Annotated in this window: 19 protein-coding genes; 13 read left to right on the plus strand and 6 right to left on the minus strand. The window is 70.9% G+C overall.

Annotation, left to right across the window (positions count from 1 at the left end; genetic code table 11):
• The first annotated feature begins 19 nt into the window (after window positions 1-19).
• From mshD to pstB, 11 genes are all read left to right on the plus strand, one after another.
• A complete protein-coding gene (mshD, locus tag ABT154_RS26510; RefSeq protein WP_351859738.1) occupies window positions 20-946 on the plus strand; it encodes a mycothiol synthase in 927 nt (308 codons plus the stop codon).
• Window positions 947-1,043: 97 nt separating this feature from the next.
• A complete protein-coding gene (locus ABT154_RS26515) occupies window positions 1,044-1,427 on the plus strand; it encodes a GntR family transcriptional regulator (protein WP_351859791.1) in 384 nt (127 codons plus the stop codon).
• Entirely contained in the window at window positions 1,424-2,272 is an 849-nt protein-coding gene (locus ABT154_RS26520; protein ID WP_351859740.1) for an ABC transporter ATP-binding protein, read from the plus strand. The genes ABT154_RS26515 and ABT154_RS26520 overlap by 4 nt, the downstream gene beginning before the upstream one ends.
• Complete coding sequence (locus tag ABT154_RS26525; RefSeq protein WP_351859742.1) at window positions 2,269-3,234, plus strand: ABC transporter permease; 966 nt, start codon at window positions 2,269-2,271, stop codon at window positions 3,232-3,234. The genes ABT154_RS26520 and ABT154_RS26525 overlap by 4 nt, the downstream gene beginning before the upstream one ends.
• A 210-nt stretch (window positions 3,235-3,444) precedes the next feature.
• Window positions 3,445-5,700, plus strand: a complete 2,256-nt coding sequence (locus tag ABT154_RS26530; RefSeq protein ID WP_351859744.1) for an RNA degradosome polyphosphate kinase — start codon at window positions 3,445-3,447, stop codon at window positions 5,698-5,700.
• A complete protein-coding gene (locus ABT154_RS26535; RefSeq protein WP_351859746.1) occupies window positions 5,687-6,766 on the plus strand; it encodes a CHAD domain-containing protein in 1,080 nt (359 codons plus the stop codon). The genes ABT154_RS26530 and ABT154_RS26535 overlap by 14 nt, the downstream gene beginning before the upstream one ends.
• Entirely contained in the window at window positions 6,763-7,182 is a 420-nt protein-coding gene (locus ABT154_RS26540; RefSeq protein ID WP_351859748.1) for an NUDIX hydrolase, read from the plus strand. The genes ABT154_RS26535 and ABT154_RS26540 overlap by 4 nt, the downstream gene beginning before the upstream one ends.
• Before the next feature lie 480 nt (window positions 7,183-7,662).
• A complete protein-coding gene (pstS, locus tag ABT154_RS26545; protein WP_351859750.1) occupies window positions 7,663-8,805 on the plus strand; it encodes a phosphate ABC transporter substrate-binding protein PstS in 1,143 nt (380 codons plus the stop codon).
• Window positions 8,806-8,909: 104 nt separating this feature from the next.
• Window positions 8,910-9,893, plus strand: coding sequence for a phosphate ABC transporter permease subunit PstC (gene pstC, locus ABT154_RS26550; protein ID WP_351859752.1), 984 nt, complete (start codon window positions 8,910-8,912; stop codon window positions 9,891-9,893).
• Window positions 9,890-10,963 carry a phosphate ABC transporter permease PstA gene (gene pstA / locus ABT154_RS26555; protein ID WP_351859754.1) on the plus strand — a complete coding sequence of 358 codons (1,074 nt, stop codon included), beginning with the start codon at window positions 9,890-9,892 and terminating at the stop codon, window positions 10,961-10,963. Before pstC ends, pstA begins: the two co-directional genes overlap by 4 nt.
• A gap of 50 nt (window positions 10,964-11,013) precedes the next feature.
• Window positions 11,014-11,790, plus strand: a complete 777-nt coding sequence (pstB, locus tag ABT154_RS26560) for a phosphate ABC transporter ATP-binding protein PstB (RefSeq protein ID WP_189834428.1) — start codon at window positions 11,014-11,016, stop codon at window positions 11,788-11,790.
• Between the two features lie 225 nt (window positions 11,791-12,015).
• Here the strand turns inward: pstB and ABT154_RS26565 are convergent, their stop codons facing one another.
• Window positions 12,016-13,014 carry an inorganic phosphate transporter gene (locus ABT154_RS26565; protein WP_351859756.1) on the minus strand — a complete coding sequence of 333 codons (999 nt, stop codon included), beginning with the start codon at window positions 13,012-13,014 and terminating at the stop codon, window positions 12,016-12,018.
• 6 nt (window positions 13,015-13,020) lie between these two features.
• Window positions 13,021-13,641, minus strand: a complete 621-nt coding sequence (locus ABT154_RS26570) for a DUF47 domain-containing protein (protein ID WP_317877260.1) — start codon at window positions 13,639-13,641, stop codon at window positions 13,021-13,023.
• A 192-nt stretch (window positions 13,642-13,833) separates the two neighbouring features.
• On the opposite strand from ABT154_RS26570, the gene ABT154_RS26575 reads away from it, so the two are divergent.
• On the plus strand, window positions 13,834-14,190 hold the full coding sequence (locus ABT154_RS26575; protein ID WP_351859758.1) for a metal-sensitive transcriptional regulator: 357 nt from the start codon (window positions 13,834-13,836) through the stop codon (window positions 14,188-14,190).
• Window positions 14,191-14,230: 40 nt separating this feature from the next.
• Here the strand turns inward: ABT154_RS26575 and ABT154_RS26580 are convergent, their stop codons facing one another.
• Entirely contained in the window at window positions 14,231-14,416 is a 186-nt protein-coding gene (locus ABT154_RS26580; protein ID WP_317877258.1) for a hypothetical protein, read from the minus strand.
• A 116-nt stretch (window positions 14,417-14,532) separates the two neighbouring features.
• Window positions 14,533-15,375, minus strand: coding sequence for an SCO4651 family lipoprotein (locus ABT154_RS26585; protein WP_351859760.1), 843 nt, complete (start codon window positions 15,373-15,375; stop codon window positions 14,533-14,535).
• A gap of 132 nt (window positions 15,376-15,507) precedes the next feature.
• Between ABT154_RS26585 and ABT154_RS26590 the strand changes: the two genes are divergently transcribed.
• Window positions 15,508-15,669: a hypothetical protein gene (locus tag ABT154_RS26590; protein ID WP_351859762.1), complete on the plus strand. Its 162-nt coding sequence runs from the start codon at window positions 15,508-15,510 to the stop codon at window positions 15,667-15,669.
• 64 nt (window positions 15,670-15,733) lie between these two features.
• Here ABT154_RS26590 and ABT154_RS26595 read toward each other — a convergent pair whose 3' ends face one another.
• Both ABT154_RS26595 and ABT154_RS26600 read right to left on the minus strand, forming a co-directional pair.
• Entirely contained in the window at window positions 15,734-16,462 is a 729-nt protein-coding gene (locus ABT154_RS26595; protein ID WP_351859763.1) for a phosphatase PAP2 family protein, read from the minus strand.
• Between the two features lie 220 nt (window positions 16,463-16,682).
• Window positions 16,683-17,717, minus strand: a complete 1,035-nt coding sequence (locus tag ABT154_RS26600; RefSeq protein ID WP_502969593.1) for a C40 family peptidase — start codon at window positions 17,715-17,717, stop codon at window positions 16,683-16,685.
• Between the last annotated feature and the right edge of the window lie 6 nt (window positions 17,718-17,723).

Genomic DNA, 17,723 nt, shown 5'->3' on the forward strand with positions numbered 1-17,723 from the left:
TCGCCGTAAGGTCGTGCCCATGACTTCCGACGCGGCGCCGGCCCTCGAACCGGGACGGCAGATCCACACGTATGACGAGCTCACGCCCGAGCAGATCCAGGACGTACTGGACCTGCTGGAGGCCTCGGACAGCGCCGACGGCGTGCACGCGGTCTCCGAACAGGGGCGGCTCTACCTCCGTCACGGCAGCCGCGAAGGGGTCCGCCACTTCCTGCTCACCGTCGGCACCCACCTCTACGGCTACGCCCAGCTGGAGGAGACCGACCCCATCGAGGCCCCCGCCGCCGAGCTGGTCGTCCACCCCTCGCACCGCGGGCGCGGTCACGGCCGGGCGCTCGGCACCGCCCTGCTCGCCGCCTCCGGCAAGCGGCTGCGCGTCTGGGCGCACGGCGGGAAGTCGGCGGCCCGGCACCTCGCGCAGGTGCTCGGCCTGACGCTCTTCCGCGAACTGCGGCAGCTGCGGCGGCCACTGGCCCCACTCGACATCCCGGAGCCGGTGCTCCCCGAGGGCGTCACCGTCCGCACCTTCGTGCCCGGCCAGGACGACACGGCCTGGCTCGCGGTCAACGCCACCGCGTTCGCCCACCACCCGGAGCAGGGCTCACTGACCCAGCGGGACCTGGACGACCGGATGGCGGAGACCTGGTTCGACCCGAAGGGCTTCTTCCTCGCGGAGAAGGACGGGAAGCTGGTCGGCTTCCACTGGACGAAGACGCACGGCGAGGAGCAGCTCGGCGAGGTGTACGTGGTCGGCATCCTGCCGTCCGCCCAGGGCGGCGGCCTCGGCAAGGCGCTCACGGCGATCGGGCTGCGGCACCTGGCGGCGCAGGGGCTGCCGACGGCGATGCTGTACGTGGACGCCGACAACACGGCGGCGGTGACGGTGTACGAACGGCTCGGCTTCGTCACGCACGAGGTGGACCTGATGTACCGCACGGAGTCGTAGACCCGTAAGTCCGGTTCGCAAGGGGGCGGTTGACACCGCCCCCTTCTTTCCACCACCCTTCCACTACTTGATTAGTGAAAGGGTGGTGGAAGGGATCGTGGTCGAGTACCGCATCGACCGGCGCGGTGGCGTCGCCACCTACCTCCAGATCGTCCAGCAGACGAAACAGGCCCTCCGGATGGGCCTCCTGGAGCCAGGCGACCGACTGCCCACCGCACGCGAGGTCGTCGAAGCGACGGCCATCAACCCCAACACGGTCCTCAAGGCCTACCGCGAACTCGAACGCGAAGGCCTTGTCGAGGCCCGCCGAGGCCTCGGCACCTTCGTCCGCGCCACGCTCGGCACGAACCCGGCCGACTCGCCCCTACGCGGCGAACTCACCGACTGGGCCCGCCGGGCACGAGCGGCGGGCCTGGAGCGGGAGGACGTGGCGGCGCTCTTCACATCCGTACTGAGGGAACAATTCGAGGGGGACGAATGACCGACCCGGTCATCAAGGCCGAAGGACTCGGCCTGCGCTACCGAAGGCGCGGCACCACCTGGGCACTGAGGGACTGCACGTTCGCGCTGCCGGCCGGCCGCGTCGTCGCCGTCGTCGGCCCCAACGGCGCGGGGAAATCGACCCTCCTCGGCCTCGCCTCCGGGCTGCTGCGCCCCACCGAGGGCCGGATCGCGGCTCCCGGACGGGACCGCGTCGCATATGTCGCCCAGGACAAGCCCCTGTACGGGGCGCTCACCGTCGACGAAACGCTGCGCCTGGGCAGGGAACTCAACCCGGACCGCTGGGACCCGGCCGCCGCCGAGAGCGTCCTCGCCACCGGCTCGCTGCCCCGGAAGGCCCGCGTCCACTCCCTCTCCGGAGGTCAGCGCAGCCGCCTCGCCCTCGCGCTCGCCCTCGGCAAGCGACCCGAACTGCTGCTCCTCGACGAACCGATGGCCGATGTCGACCCACTCGCCCGGCACGAACTCATGGGAGCTCTCATGGCCGACGCCGCCGAGCGCGGCACGACCGTCGTCCTGTCCTCCCACGTCCTCACCGAACTGGAGGACGCCTGCGACCACCTGCTCCTCGTGCAGGACGGCCGTATCCGCCTCGACGGAGCGATCGACGAACTGATCCCCGCGCACACCCTGCTGACCGGACCGGTGGCCGACCTCGCCCCGCACACCGTCGTCGACTCCCGCACGACGGGCCGTCAGCTCACCGCGCTGATCCGCCACGAGGGCCCGGTCGAAGGACCCTGGGAAACCACCGAGCCCTCCCTGGAGGAACTCCTCCTCGGCCACCTGCGCGCCTCCCGCGCCCTTGAAGGTGCCTCCGCGTGAGCGCCCTCGCCCTGAGGGGCCCCTACTGGGTGACGATCCGCCAGCACCGACGGTCGCTGTGGGTGGCCCTCGCCCTCGCGGCCCTCGCGGTGGCGACGCTGATCACGTCGAGGCTCTGGTCCGACAGCGCGACGGAGGCACTGCGCGCGGCGGGCTGCACCTACGGCGACGACCGGTCCTGCTACGACCCGGTCCTCGTCTACACCGCCGACCAGTGGTTCGCGCGGCATCTCGTCGAGTACACCGCCCTCGGCATGCTCGTGCTCCCCGGCCTGCTCGGGGCGTTCCTCGCCGGCCCGCTGATCGCCCGCGAGCTGGAGTCCGGGACGTACAGACTGGCCTGGACGCAGTCCGTCAGCCCGGCGCGCTGGCTCGCCGCCAAGCTGGCCGTGCCCGCCGCGCTCGTCGTGACGGTCGTCCCGCTGCTGGGCCTGGTCTTCCACTGGTCGTGGTCGACGGGACCCGCCCGCGACTTCCCTACGTACTGGTACGAACCCACCATGTTCGCCTCGTACGGCACCGTACCCGTGACCAACGCCCTGCTGGGCCTGGCCCTGGGCACCGCCGTCGGCCTCCTCGTCCGGCGCACCGTCCTCGCGATGGGCGTCGCCGCACTGGTCACCGGTGTGGCCGTGGCGGCCCTGGCCTGGCTGCGCCCCGGTCTGTGGCCCGCCGACACCCTCACCGGTCGTGAGCTGTCCTTGCGCGTGTCCGACGCCTGGGTTCTGAGCAACGGCATGATCACCTCGTCCGGCGAGCGCGTCGGCTGGGAGTACTGCTCCATCTCGGCGGAGACAGAGCGTGCCTGCATGATCGGACGCGGCGGTGTCACCGACTACGCCGACTTCCACCCGTCCTCCCACTTCTGGCCCCTCCAGCTGGTCGAGTCCGGCATCGCGCTCGCCCTCGCCACCCTCGTCCTCCTCGTCACGTTCCGCGTCCTGCGCACCCGCCACCCCTAGAAACCCCGTACGAAACCATGGGCCGCGGGGCCCGCACACGGCCCCGCCCCCGATTCCCGTACGACATGTCGTCGTTACCGGCCATTCAGACGCGCTTGCGACGCTCACGCAATGAAGCGCTCCGTGTCCGCCCTCCCCAAGGGGAGACTTCCCTCCCCCACGGCCCGCTCCGACGCGCCCCACCACCCCTTCGCGCGGAAGAATGGGGCCATGAGCCAGCAGCCTGCCGAGGTCCCGGTCCAGTCCTCCGCCACGTCGTCGTCCGCGGCGGCGTCCGCGCCGTCCCTGGGTTCCATAACCGCGCATCGCGCGCAGATCGTGAACGGCGCCGTCGTCACCGACCTCGACGCCGATCTCGACGCGGATCCCGACACCTACAAGGACGACGGCGCCCTCGGCGACGAGCTGCCGCAGGGGCGTTTCCTCGACCGCGAGCGCAGCTGGCTCGCCTTCAACGAGCGCGTCCTCGAACTCGCCGAGGACCCGACGACCCCCCTCCTCGAACGGGCGAACTTCCTCGCGATCTTCGCCTCGAACCTCGACGAGTTCTTCATGGTCCGGGTCGCCGGCCTCAAGCGCCGCATCGCGACCGGCGTCGCCACCCGCTCCGCCTCCGGCCTCCAGCCCCGCGAGGTACTGGAGCTGATCTGGACGCGTTCGCGCGAGCTCATGGCCCGGCACGCCGCCTGCTACCAGCAGGACGTCTCCCCGGCCCTGGCCGACGAGGGCATCCACCTCATCCGCTGGCCCGAGCTCACCGAGAAGGAGCAGGCGCGGCTCTTCACCCTGTTCCGGCAGCAGATCTTCCCGGTCCTCACCCCGCTGGCCGTGGACCCGGCGCACCCCTTCCCGTACATCTCGGGCCTGAGCCTGAACCTCGCCGTGGTCGTACGCAATCCGGTCAGCGGCCACCGCCACTTCGCGCGCGTGAAGGTGCCCCCGCTGCTGTCCCGCTTCCTGGAGGCCTCCCCGCAGCGGTACGTCCCCCTGGAGGACGTGATAGCGGCGCACCTGGAGGAGCTGTTCCCCGGCATGGAGGTGCTGGCGCACCACATGTTCCGGGTCACCAGGAACGAGGACCTGGAGGTCGAGGAGGACGACGCCGAGAACCTCCTCCAGGCCCTGGAGAAGGAGCTGATGCGGCGCCGCTTCGGCCCCCCGGTGCGTCTGGAGGTCGAGGAGTCCATCGACCCCTACGTCCTCGACCTGCTGGTCCGCGAGCTGAAGATCTCCGACGCCGAGGTGTACCCGCTGCCCGGCCCGCTGGACCTGACCGGGCTCTTCGGGATCTCCGGGCAGGACCGGCCGGAGCTGAAGTACCCGAAGTTCGTGGCCGGCACCCATCGCGACCTCGCCGAGGTCGAGTCCGCGTCCGCGCCGGACGTCTTCGCGGCGCTGCGCGAGCGGGACGTCCTGCTCCACCACCCGTACGACTCGTTCTCGACGTCCGTGCAGGCCTTCCTGGAGCAGGCCGCCGCCGACCCGGACGTCCTCGCGATCAAGCAGACGCTGTACCGGACCTCCGGCGACTCCCCGATAGTGGACGCCCTCATCGACGCCGCCGAGTCCGGCAAGCAGGTCCTCGTCCTCGTCGAGATCAAGGCCCGCTTCGACGAGCAGGCCAACATCAAGTGGGCCCGCAAGCTGGAGGAGGCCGGCTGCCACGTCGTGTACGGCCTCGTCGGCCTGAAGACCCACTGCAAGCTGTCGCTGGTCGTCCGGCAGGAGGGCGAGCTGCTGCGCCGCTACTCCCACGTCGGCACCGGCAACTACCATCCGAAGACGGCCCGCCTCTACGAGGACCTGGGCCTGCTGACCGCCGACCCGCAGGTCGGCGCGGACCTGTCCGACCTGTTCAACCGGCTCTCCGGCTACTCCCGCCGCGAGACGTACCGGCGTCTGCTGACCGCCCCGAAGTCGCTGCGGGACGGGCTGGTCTCCCGGATCACCAAGGAGATCGCCCACCACCGCGCGGGCCGGCCCGCGTACGTGCGGATCAAGGTCAACTCGATGGTCGACGAAGCGATCATCGACGCCTGCTACCAGGCCTCCCGGGCCGGGGTCCCCGTCGACATCTGGGTCCGCGGCATCTGCGCCGTCCGCCCCGGCGTCACCGGGCTCTCGGAGAACATCCGGGTCCGCTCGATCCTCGGCCGCTTCCTGGAGCACTCCCGGGTCTTCGCCTTCGGCAACGGCGGCGAACCCGAGGTCTGGTTCGGCAGCGCCGACATGATGCACCGCAATCTGGACCGCCGGATCGAGGCCCTCGTACGGGTCTCCGACCCGGCGCACCGAGCGGCGCTCACCCGGCTCCTGGAGACCGGGATGTCCGACACCACCTCCTCCTGGCACCTCGGCCCCGACGGGAACTGGACGCGGCACGCGACCGACCCCGAGGGCCGCCCCCTACGGCACGTCCAGGAGATGCTCATCGACGCGCGGAGGCGCCGGCGTGCACAACCCTGACCACTCGCAGGACGTCTCGGCGGGCGAGGTCCTGGCCCCCTACCTGCACGCCCGTGCCGCGGACTTCCTCCGCGGCCTCCGGCTGCACGGCGAGAGCGGCTCGGACACGGCCGGGGCGGAGGAGGCGGCCCGCACCCTGCGCGGCGCCGCCCGCCGGATCAGCGGCACCCTCCACACGTTCCGGCCGCTGCTGGACACGGCCTGGGCGGACCAGCTCCGCACCGAGCTGGTCTGGCTCTCGGGCACGCTGGCCGTGGAGCAGGCCTGCACGTCCCGGCTGTTCCGCCTGGTGGACGCGCTGTCCCGCCTGTCGAACGGCACGGGAGGCCCGTCACCGGTCATCGGTACGAGCTCGGGCAGGGGCGCGGCCAAGGGCGCGGGCGCGGGCGGCGGCACCGTCACCCGCCCCAACGGCGCGAGTCCCGTCCCCGCCGCCCGCGGCAGCGAGTCCGCCGGGCTGACCGTGGGCGCGGCACGGGCCGGCGCCCTCCTGGAGCGCCAGCTCACCCTGGCCCGGACGCGCGCCCACTCGGCGTCCCTCCAGGCGCTGGGCTCTGCCCGGTTCCACGCCGTCGCCGACGCCGTCGCGCTGCTCGCCTCCGAGGTGCCGCTCGGCCCCGTCGGCACCGCGCCCGCCGTCGAGGTCCTGGACGGGCCGGCCGAGCTCGCGGAGCGGCGCCTCCTGGACGCGGTGGCCGCGCTGCCCCTGACCCGCGCGGCCCACCCGTACAACGCGGAGGCGCTCGCGCTCGCCGCCGGGGAGGGCCAGGACGCGCCCTGGCACCACACCCGGCTCCTGCTCCGGCTGCACCGGTACGCCACCGAGGCCCTGCACACCGGCGGCGAACCCGACTCGGTCCTGTACGAGGCCGCCCGCGCCCTGGACCGGCACCGCGACGCCGCGGAAGCCGCCGCAGCCGCCGCAGCCGCGGCCCGCACCCCGCGCATCGCCCCGGCGACCGCGTACGCCCTGGGGGTCCTCCACGCCGACCAGCGCCACGAGGTCGAAGCGGCCCGCTTCGCCTTCCAGCGCGCCTGGCGAAGAACGACGGCACCGGTCCCGTGACGCAGCCGCGCCGGGAACCGGTCCGTGCCGCCGGGTGCGTGCTCTGGCGCCCGGCGCCCACCGGTCACGGCATCGAGATCGCGCTCGTACACCGCCCGAAGTACGACGACTGGTCGCACCCCAAGGGGAAGCGGAAGCGCGCCGAGACGGCGGAGGCGTGCGCGCTGCGCGAGGTGTACGAGGAGACGGGGCAGCGCTGTGCCCTGGGGTCCCGGCTGCCGACGGTCCACTACACCGTGGACGGCCGCCCCAAGGAGGTCGACTACTGGGCGGCCCGTACCCTCGGCGGCACCTTCGTCCCGAGCCGCGAGGTCGACGCCCTCGTCTGGCTGCCCCCGGCCCGGGCGCGCGCCCGCCTCACCCAGCCCAGGGACCGCGAACTCCTGGACGCGGCGATGGCGACGAACCACCGCTGAGCCGGGCCCGACCGCCCACCACCGAGCCGGCACGGCGCCCACCACCGAGCCGGCACGGCGCCCACCACCGAGCCGGCACGGCGCCCACAGCCGCGCCCGCACGACGCGTACCCCTCGCTGAGCGCCCCGGCCCGCGCGCACCACCGAGCCCTGCCGGCCCCGCCCACCACCGGGCCCCGCCGGCATGCCCGTCCACCGCCGCCCCGGCCTGATCTCTCCGCTCGCAGCCCTCCCAAGACCCCCGGCGAAACCCTCCCCCGACACCCTCCCGCCGCCCACCCGAGCGCCCCGCACCCGGGCTTCCGGCACGGTTCACTTTCCGTTCACCCTCTTCCGTCGACCGCTTCACCTGATCTGCCTAATTTCGGCCTTACACGGTGCACAGAGCACAGCGATGCACCACCAACCGACACACGCCGCCGTAGAACGTTCAGGACACTCGGTCCGCGGCAGGGCGGCTTCTGGAAGGAACACCCGAAAGTGAAGCTTTCGCGCAAGAACGGGCTTCGCGCCTCCGCGATCGGTGCCCTCGTCGTCTCCGGCGCCTTCGTCCTCTCGGCGTGTGGCTCGGACAACAACGCGGAGACGCCGACCAAGGACAACGGCACCAAGTCCTCCGCCGCGGCGTCCAACATCAAGTGCGACGGCGCCAAGGGCCAGCTGCTCGCCGCGGGCTCCAGCGCGCAGGAGAACGCGGTCGACCTCTGGGTCAAGAACTTCCAGGCTGCCTGCTCGGGCGTCGAGGTCAACTACCAGGGCATCGGCTCCGGTGGCGGCATCACCAAGTTCAACCAGGGCCAGGTCGCCTTCGCGGGCTCCGACTCCGCCCTGAAGGACGAAGAGGTCGCCGAGTCCAAGAAGGTCTGCACGGGCGGCACCGGCATCAACCTGCCCATGGTGGGCGGCCCCATCGCCATCGGCTACAAGCTGGACGGCGTGGACAACCTGGTCCTGGACGCCCCCACCATCGCCAAGATCTTCGACACGAAGATCACCAAGTGGAACGACCCGGCGATCGCCAAGCTGAACCCGGGCGCCAAGCTTCCCGACTCCACCATCCAGGCGTTCCACCGCTCGGACGAGTCCGGCACCACCCAGAACCTGGGCAAGTACCTCTCGGCCACCGCGGCGGCCGACTGGAAGTACGACCCGAAGACCAAGTCGTGGCCCGCCCCGGGTGGCCAGGCCGCCAACGGCTCCTCCGGTGTCGCCCAGGCGGTCAAGAACGCCGAGGGCTCCATCGGCTACTTCGAGCTCTCCCACGCCACGGCGAACAAGATCTCCACGGTCAGCGTCAACACCGGCGCCTCCGCCCCGGTCGCCGCCACCTCGGAGAACGCCTCCAAGGCCATCGCCGCCGCGAAGGTCAAGGGCACGGGCAACGACGTGGCCCTCTCCCTCGACTACGCCACCAAGGCCGAGGGCGCCTACCCGCTGGTCCTCGTCACCTACGAGATCGCCTGCGACAAGGGCAACAAGGCGGAGACCCTGCCGACCCTGAAGGCGTTCCTCAACTACGCGATCAGCGAGGAGGGCCAGAAGGTCCTCCCCGACGCCGGCTACGCGCCGATGCCGGCCGAGATCGCGGCCAAGGTCCGCGCCATCGTCCCGACCCTGTCCTGACCCCCGACCGGGGGCGGCCCCCTCACCTCCCGTGGAGGAGGCCGCCCCCGGCATCCGGTGCACCGCCGCCAGGAGCCGCAAGGCTCCGCAGACCGGAGAAACCGATGGTTACCACGACACCACCCGCCATAGAGAAGAACAGGAGCCGGCGCGCCAAGAGCGCGGCCCGCCCCGGAGACCGCGTCTTCAGCGGCCTCTCCAAGGGCTCCGGCATCACCCTGCTCGTCATCATGGCCGCGATCGCGGCCTTCCTGACCTACCGCGCCGTCCTCGCCATCTCGAAGGACGAGGCCAACTTCTTCACCACCTTCGAGTGGAACCCGGCCGGCCACCCGCCGGCCTTCGGCATCGCCGTCCTCGCCTTCGGCACGATCGTGTCCTCGGTCATCGCGATGGCGATCGCCGTACCGGTCGCCATCGGCATCGCGCTGTTCATCTCGCACTACGCCCCGCGCAAGCTGGCCAAGCCGCTCGCGTACGTGGTCGACCTGCTCGCCGCCGTGCCCAGCATCATCTACGGCCTCTGGGGCGCGATCTTCCTGGTCCCGTACCTGGACGGCCTCAACCAGTGGCTCGACCAGTACATGGGCTGGACGTACATCTTCGACAAGTCCGCCGACGGCGTCGCCCGCAACCTCTTCACCGTGGGCATCCTGCTGGCGATCATGATCCTTCCGATCATCACCAACGTCACCCGCGAGGTCTTCCTCCAGGCCCCGAAGATGCACGAGGAAGCCGCCCTCGCCCTCGGCGCCACGCGCTGGGAGGTCATCCGCATGTCGGTGCTGCCCTTCGGCCGCTCCGGCATCATCTCCGCCTCCATGCTGGGCCTCGGCCGCGCACTCGGCGAGACCATGGCCGTCGCCGTGGTCCTCTCCCCCAGCTTCGTCCTCTCGGGCCACCTGCTCGACCCGGGCGGCGGCACGTTCGCGCAGAACATCGCCGCCAAGTTCAACGAGGCGAACGAGTTCGGCCGGGACGCGCTGATCGCCTCCGGTCTCGTCCTCTTCGTCATCACCCTGCTGGTCAACGGCGCCGCCCGCTGGATCATCGGCCGGCGCAAGGAGTACTCGGGGGCCGCGGCATGAGCCACGCCATACAGGAACGTCCGACCGCGGTGGCCGCACGCCCCGGGTCCCTCTCCCACGCCAGGCTCCCCCGCTGGACCCCGCTCGCCGTCGCCGCCGGCTCCGTCGCCGCGGGCGCCGGGATCGGCCTCGCCGCCGGCTGGCACAGCAAGGTCCAGTGGGGTCTGATCGCCGCGCTGCTCTTCGTCCTCGTCACGTTCACCGTGACCACCAAGGTCGAGGGCCGCCGCCAGGCCAAGGACCGCGTCGCCACCAGCCTCGTCTGGGTGTGCTTCGTCCTCGCCGTCATCCCGCTGCTCTCCCTCGGCTGGGTCACGATCAGCAAGGGCGCGCAGGTCCTCGACTTCTACTTCCTGACCCACTCGATGAACGGCGTCCTCGACACCGAGGCCGGCGGCGGTGTCTACCACGCGCTGCTCGGCACCATCGAGCAGGTCGCCATCGCGACCGTGATCGCCGCGCCGATCGGCCTCCTCACCGCCGTCTACCTCGTCGAGTACGGCGGCGGCAAGCTCGCCCAGGCCGTCACCTTCTTCGTCGACGTCATGACGGGCATCCCGTCGATCGTCGCCGGCCTCTTCGTCCTCGCCACCTGGAACCTGATGCTGGGCTTCGGCCCCTCCGGTTTCGCCGGCGCGATGGCCCTCGCCATCCTGATGATGCCGGTCGTGGTCCGCTCCACCGAGGAGATGCTCAAGCTCGTCCCGAACGAGCTCCGCGAGGCCTCCCTCGCGCTCGGCATCCCCAAGTGGCGCACCATCCTGAAGGTGGTCCTGCCCACCGCGATCGGCGGCATCACCACGGGCGTCATGCTCGCGGTCGCCCGCATCACCGGTGAGACGGCCCCGGTCCTGCTCCTCGTGTTCGGTACGAAGCTCATCAACCCGAACCCCTTCGAAGGCGCCCAGTCCTCCCTGCCGCTCTACGTGTACGAGCAGTACGCGGTCGGCACCGACGCAGCCGTGGCCCGCGCCTGGGCCGCAGCGCTCGTCCTGATCGCCTTCGTCATGATCCTCAACATGGTGGCCCGCGGCATCGCCCGCTGGAAGGCCCCCAAGACCGGCCGCTAGGCCTCGACATTCGGCTCCGCCGAGCGGGGCCACCCGGGAAGTGAATTGATATGGCCAAGCGAATCGACGTCAGCGGCCTCTCCGCCTACTACGGCGCCCACAAGGCGATCGACGACATCTCGATGACCGTCGAGCCCCGCTCCGTGACGGCCTTCATCGGCCCCTCCGGCTGCGGCAAGTCCACCTTCCTCCGCACCCTCAACCGGATGCACGAGGTCACCCCCGGCGGCCGTGTCGAGGGCAAGGTGATGCTGGACGACGAGAACCTGTACGGCACCAACGTCGACCCCGTCGCCGTGCGCCGCACGGTCGGCATGGTCTTCCAGCGCCCCAACCCCTTCCCCACCATGTCGATCTTCGACAACGTGGCGGCGGGCCTGCGGCTCAACGGCAAGTACAAGAAGTCCCAGCTCAACGAGATCGTCGAGAAGTCCCTCAAGGGCGCCAACCTCTGGAACGAGGTCAAGGACCGCCTGAACAAGCCGGGCTCCGGCCTCTCCGGCGGTCAGCAGCAGCGTCTGTGCATCGCCCGCGCCATCGCGGTCGAGCCCGACGTCCTGCTGATGGACGAGCCCTGCTCGGCCCTCGACCCGATCTCGACGCTGGCGATCGAGGACCTGATCGGCGAGCTGAAGGAGCGCTTCACGATCGTCATCGTGACGCACAACATGCAGCAGGCCGCCCGCGTCTCGGACCGTACGGCCTTCTTCAACCTGGCGGCCGTCGGCCAGCCCGGCAAGCTGATCGAGCTCGACGACACCGAGCGGATCTTCTCCAACCCGAGCGTCCAGGCGACCGAGGACTACATCTCCGGCCGCTTCGGATAAAGACTCGTCTGCGGTGCTGCATGGCGGTGCCACCGTACGACGAAGGGCCCGGCTCCCCCACGGGGGAGCCGGGCCCGGCCATTTGCCCCAGCCTGTCAGCCGAAGAACAGCTGCACCACGTAGTAGCTCGCGGCGGCGACGATCGCAGCCGCCGGCATGGTGATACCGCACCCCCCGGGGGACGACCCCCGGACCCCCAGCAGACCGACCGGGCGCCACGATCCGTCAGCCGAAGAACAGCTGCACCACGTAGTAGCTCGCGGCGGCGACGATCGCAGCCGCCGGCATGGTGATGAACCAGCCCATCACGATGTTCTTGGCGACGCCCCAGCGGACCGCGTTGACGCGCTTCGTCGCGCCGACGCCCATGATCGCGGAGGTGATGACATGAGTCGTGGAGATCGGTGCGCCGAACATCAGGCCGGCACCGAACATGATCGACGCACCGGTGGTCTCCGCCGCGAAACCCTGCGGCGGGTCCAGCTCGATGATCTTGCGGCCGAGGGTCCGCATGATGCGCCAGCCGCCCGCGTACGTACCCAGCGAGAGCATCATGGCGCAGACGATCTTCACCCACACCGGGATCGGGGCGTCGGCGCCCTGGACGTCCGCGATGACCAGGGCCATCACCACGATGCCCATGGTCTTCTGCGCGTCCTGGAGACCGTGGCCGAGGGCCATGCCGGCCGCGGACACGGTCTGCGCGATACGGAAGCCGCGCTTGGCCTTGTGCGGGTTGGACTTGCGGAAGAGCCACAGGATCGCGCACATGACCAGGTAACCGGCGATCAGACCGATGACCGGCGAGACGAACATCGGGATGACGACCTTCTCGAGGACACCCGACCAGATGACCTCCGTGCCACCCGCGAGCGCCGCGCCCACCATGCCGCCGAACAGGGCGTGCGAGGAGGACGAGGGAAGACCGAAGTACCAGGTGACCAGGTTCCAGACGATCGCGCCGAGCAGTGCGGCGAAGAGGATGCCCATCCCCTTGTCGCCGGTGGGCGTCTCGATGATGCCCTTGCTGACGGTGTGGGCGACCCCCTGGCCCATGAAGGCACCCGCGAGGTTCATCACCGCCGCCATGGCGAGCGCCGCGCGTGGGGTCAGCGCACGCGTCGACACCGAGGTGGCGATGGCGTTGGCGGAGTCGTGAAAGCCGTTCGTATATGTGAAGCCGAGCGCGACACCGATGGTCACGATCAGAGCAAAGGTGTCCACGAAGCCTCAGGACTCCTTGACCGCGATGGTCTCCACCGTGTTGGCCACCTTCTCGAAGGCGTCGGCCGCCTCTTCCAGCACATCCACGATCTGCTTGAGCTTCAGCACCTCGATGGCGTCGTACTTGCCGTTGAAGAGCGTCGCGAGCAGCTTGCGGTGGATCTGGTCCGCCTGGTTCTCCAGCCGGTTGACCTCGATCCAGTACTCGGTGAGGTTGGCCATGGTCCGCAGGTTCGGCATGGCCTCGGCGGTCAGCTCCGCCGCCCGCGCCAGCACCTCGATCTGCTGCTCGACACCCTTGGGGAGCTCCTCGACGTTGTAGAGGACGACCAGGTCGACGGCCTCCTCCATGAAGTCCATGATGTCGTCGAGGGAGGACGCCAGGTTGTAGATGTCCTCGCGGTCGAACGGCGTGATGAAGGAGGAGTTCAGCTGGTGGAAGATGGCATGGGTCGCGTCGTCGCCGGCGTGCTCCGCTGCCCGCATCCGCTCCGCGATCTCGGCCCGGGCGGAAGGCTCCGCCCCGAGCAGTTCCATCAGGAGCTTGGAGCCCGTGACGATGTTGTCCGCGGACGCGGCAAACATGTCGTAGAAGCTCGTCTCCCTGGGGGTCAGACGAAATCGCACGTGGGGTCCTCGGGGTGCTGGGTTTCGGTCAGGCTGATGCTAGGCGCATCATCCGGCCACGGCTAACCGGCATCTCTCAGTGTCGCCCATCAGGCACAGTGAACAGCACGGACCCCCGCCCGGACCGGCGGGGATCGGTACCATATACCCACGAGGGGTATACACCCCCTTAATGGACAACGGGAGGACGCGATGACGACCACCGAGGCGGACCAGGTCACCCCCGAGACCGTCGAGGCCGTCGAGGCGGCCGACCACGGGCACGGTGTGCACGGCTACCACAAGCAGAAGGACGAGCACCTCAAGCGACTCCGCCGGATCGAGGGCCAGATCCGCGGTCTCCAGCGGATGGTCGACGAGGACGTCTACTGCATCGACATACTCACGCAGGTCTCCGCCTCGACGAAGGCGCTCCAGTCCTTCGCGCTCCAGCTCCTGGAGGAGCACCTGCGGCACTGCGTCGCGGACGCCGCGGCCAAGGGCGGCGAGGGCATCGACGCCAAGGTCGAGGAGGCCACCAAGGCCATCGCCCGCATGATGCGCACCTGAGCCGTTCCCCGCGCCGGCCGGCGTGGGCGGGGCCGTACCGTCAGTGGTCCTCCGCGGCCCGCTCCGCCGCCACCCGCAGCACCTCGTCGATGCGGTCGGCACTGAGCCGCTCCCCGTCCGCGGCCGAGGCCGCGATGATCAGCTCGCCGCACAGTTCTATCTCGGCGAGGGCGACGCGGTCCGGGTCTGCTGGCACGGTCGCTGTACCGGGCGGGGCCACGCGCATCCACCTCTTCCTGCCGGCGTCGTCTCCCAGCGGTCTCCCAGCGTAGGGACGGCGGCACAATCCGCGCATGACACGTCCGGACCATTTGCCGATGGTCCCGGCGGCGGCGGCCCAGGTCAGGCCTTGATCTTCCCGGCGAAGATGTCACGGCGGTCCGGCAGCGTCACCTCGACGGGGATGCCGAAGCCGTAGAGCAGGGTGGTCGACGCGACCGCGACCGTACGCCCCCGGTTGCTGAAGCTGAACTGGTGGCGCACCTTCCGCAGCCGCCCCTCCCCGTCGAGGTACGCGTCGAAGGGCACCGTGTCCTTGGCGAACCCTTTCGCCGCCGCGGCGAGCGCCCCCCGCAGCTGCGGCGAGGCGACCCGGGCGGCACGGGCGATGTCCGTGACCCCTCGGTAGTGGCTGACTTTCACCCCTGCCAGATCGACCTCGCCGAGGTACGTGACCTCCCGGACGCCCCCCAGCAGCTCGGCGGCGGCGGCCGGATCGGTGGCTCCGCCGGTGACCAGGTTCCCGTCGTCGAGAGTCGTGGTGTCCACCCGGACCCACTTGTCGGCGGGCACCCCCGCCCCCCGGTTCTTCATGTAGAGGGCGCCGGGGGTGAGCAGTTCGGTGATCGGCCGGTGCTCACTCGTCCCTGCCGCGTCCTTCGGCAGCACCACCTGGAGCCGACCGGTACGGCGCCGGAAGTCGTAGCCGCCCTCGCCCCGGATCGTGACCCGGGTCCCGCCCGCGGCCATCTCCATGGAGGTGGTGGCCTTGGAGGTGCCGGCCCTCGTCAGCACCTCCGCCGCGTTCCGTACGACGAGGGCGGGGGCACCCTTCGGCTTCGGGTCCTCGGGGGCCGCGCACCCCGTGACCGTCCCGGCCCCCACCAGGGAACCGACCAGGACGGCGGTGAAGGCGAACGCCCCACTGCCGCGACCGTGCGGACGCCCGTACCGATGCACCACCATCGCCTACCAACCCCCAACGCCTCACCGCTGTTTGCCCGGGACCCGCCCTCCCCACGGGCCCCCGCGGGTCCGGGGGCACCCGATCCCATAACGACGGTCCGGGCGCGCCGTCACGCGCAGTACGGTGGTGGGGTGCACGCGCAGGCCTCCCACCACACGACGACGACGGAGCGCGGCTCGTTCGCGCTGGCACGCTGTAGCTGCGGCTGGACGGGCCCGGCGAGAAGATCCAGGGACCGCGCCCGCACGGACGCGGCGGACCACCTGCGCACCACGCCGGGCGACGAGATCTGAGCGGGCCACGAGGTCCGGGCCACGAGGTCCGGGCGACGAGTGACGAGGCCCGATCCGGGACCCGCTACGCCGCGAGGTCGTTCCGGCCGCTGTCCGGCCCTGCGGCCGGACCGTTGACGCGCGGCTCCGGGATGCCGACCGCCTCCGGGCGCCGCGGCCCCTCGGCCCGGCGGGAACGGACCAGCCGGGCGCCGCGCCCCGAGCGGGCGACGGCGGAGAGCAGCGGGTTGAGCAGCGCCAGGGCGAGCGGCGCGAGGAGCAGCGCCACCGCCGTGCCCAGGGCGAAGCCGCCGATGACGTCGGTCGGGTAGTGCACCCCCATGTAGACGCGCGCGAAGCCCTCGGCGAGGGCCAGGCCGATGGCGACGAGCCCGAACCTGCGGTGGGCGACGAAGACCCCGACGCCGAGGGCCATCGCGAGGGTGGCGTGGTCGCTGACGAAGGAGAAGTCGGTCTTCCCCTCGACGAGGACCTCAAGGCCCTGGTGTTCCCTGAACGGCCGGGGGCGCTCGACGAAGCCGCGGATGGGGATGTTGACCAGGAGCGCGATGCCGGCGGCCAGCGGGGCCCAGACGAGGCCGGCGACGGCGGAGACGGAGTCGGCGAGGGTGCCGCGCCTGCGGACGCTCCACCAGCACGACAGCATCACGAGCACCATCGCGAGCATGATCCCGTACTCGCCGACGAACTCCATGACACGGTCGAACCAGGGCGGGGCGGCCTTCGCCAGCCCGTTGATGTCGTAGAGCAGGCCGACATCGGGGTTCGAACCGTCCGATGCGAGTCCAGCCATCTGCTGCGGCCCCTTGCTCTCGTGTCTGTGTGTCTGGTTTCCAACCCCCGTGGCCAGAGCGCTCGGATCAGGGAACGAGTCGCCCGAGGCGCACGTTCCGTCTCTCCGGTGGATCATGACGACGTTATCGAAGAGTGACGGTTCTCCGCAGCTCAGGGCCCGTGCATGACGAAGAGTTCCGGCCATGTCCGGTACGGCCCCGACGGTCCGTCTCCTCCGCTCAGGCCTCCGGGAGATGGGTCGACAGCGCCGCCGCACCCTCCTCGGTGACCCGGGTCGCCCCGAAGTAGTCCGGGGTGTCGATCCGGTCGAAGCGGATCACCGCCCCGGTGCGCGGCGCGTCGATCATGTACCCGCCGCCGACGTAGATGCCGACGTGCCGGATGGCCCGCGAGTTGGTCAGGTCGTCGGAGAAGAAGACCAGGTCGCCGGGGAGCAGTTCGTCACGCGAGGGGTGCGGCCCGGCGTTGTACTGGTCGTTGGCGACGCGCGGCAGCTGGACGCCGACGCTGTCGAACGCGGCCAGGGTGAGGCCGGAGCAGTCGAACCGGCCGTTCTGCGAGGCCGTCCCGGTGCCGCCCCAGAGGTACGGGGTGCCGAGCTTCTGCTGCGCGTAGTGGATCGCGCCCGCCGCCTGCCGGGACGGATCGACCCGGCCCAGCGGCCGGGCGAAGCTCTTCTCCAGGGACCGGATGATCCGCACGTAGTTCTGGGTCTCGCTGATGGGCGGGACCCCGCCGTTCTTGATGACCCGGTACGCGCCCGCGTTGTACGCCGCCAGCATGTTGTTCGCCGGGTCCCCGGGCACGTCTTTCACATAGCCGGCCAGCTCGCAGTCGTACGAGGCCGCCGAAGGGATCGCGTCCTTGGGGTCCCAGATGTCCCGGTCCCCGTCCCCGTCGCCGTCCACGCCATGCCCGGCCCAGGTGCTGGGGATGAACTGGGCGATGCCCCGGGCGTCCGCCGAGGAGACGGCCCGCGGGTTCCAGCCGCTCTCCTGGTACAGCTGGGCGGCGAGCAGCGCCGGGTTGATGGCGGGGCAGAGATTCCCCCACCGCTGCACGAGCCCCTGGTAGAGCGCCGGTACGGAACCCTTGGCGAGGGCCACGGTCCCGTTCTTCGTACCTCCGGCGCCGCCGACGAGACCGGCGGCCGCCGAGTACGTACCGACGACGATCAGGACGACGAAGCCGAGACAGACCCCGAACGCCCCACCGCCCACCAGCCACGCCTTGCCGGCCCTACGCACCGTCAACCACCC

It is taken from the genome of Streptomyces sp. NPDC001728, from assembly GCF_040297565.1.
Classification (GTDB): Bacteria; Actinomycetota; Actinomycetes; order Streptomycetales; family Streptomycetaceae; genus Streptomyces.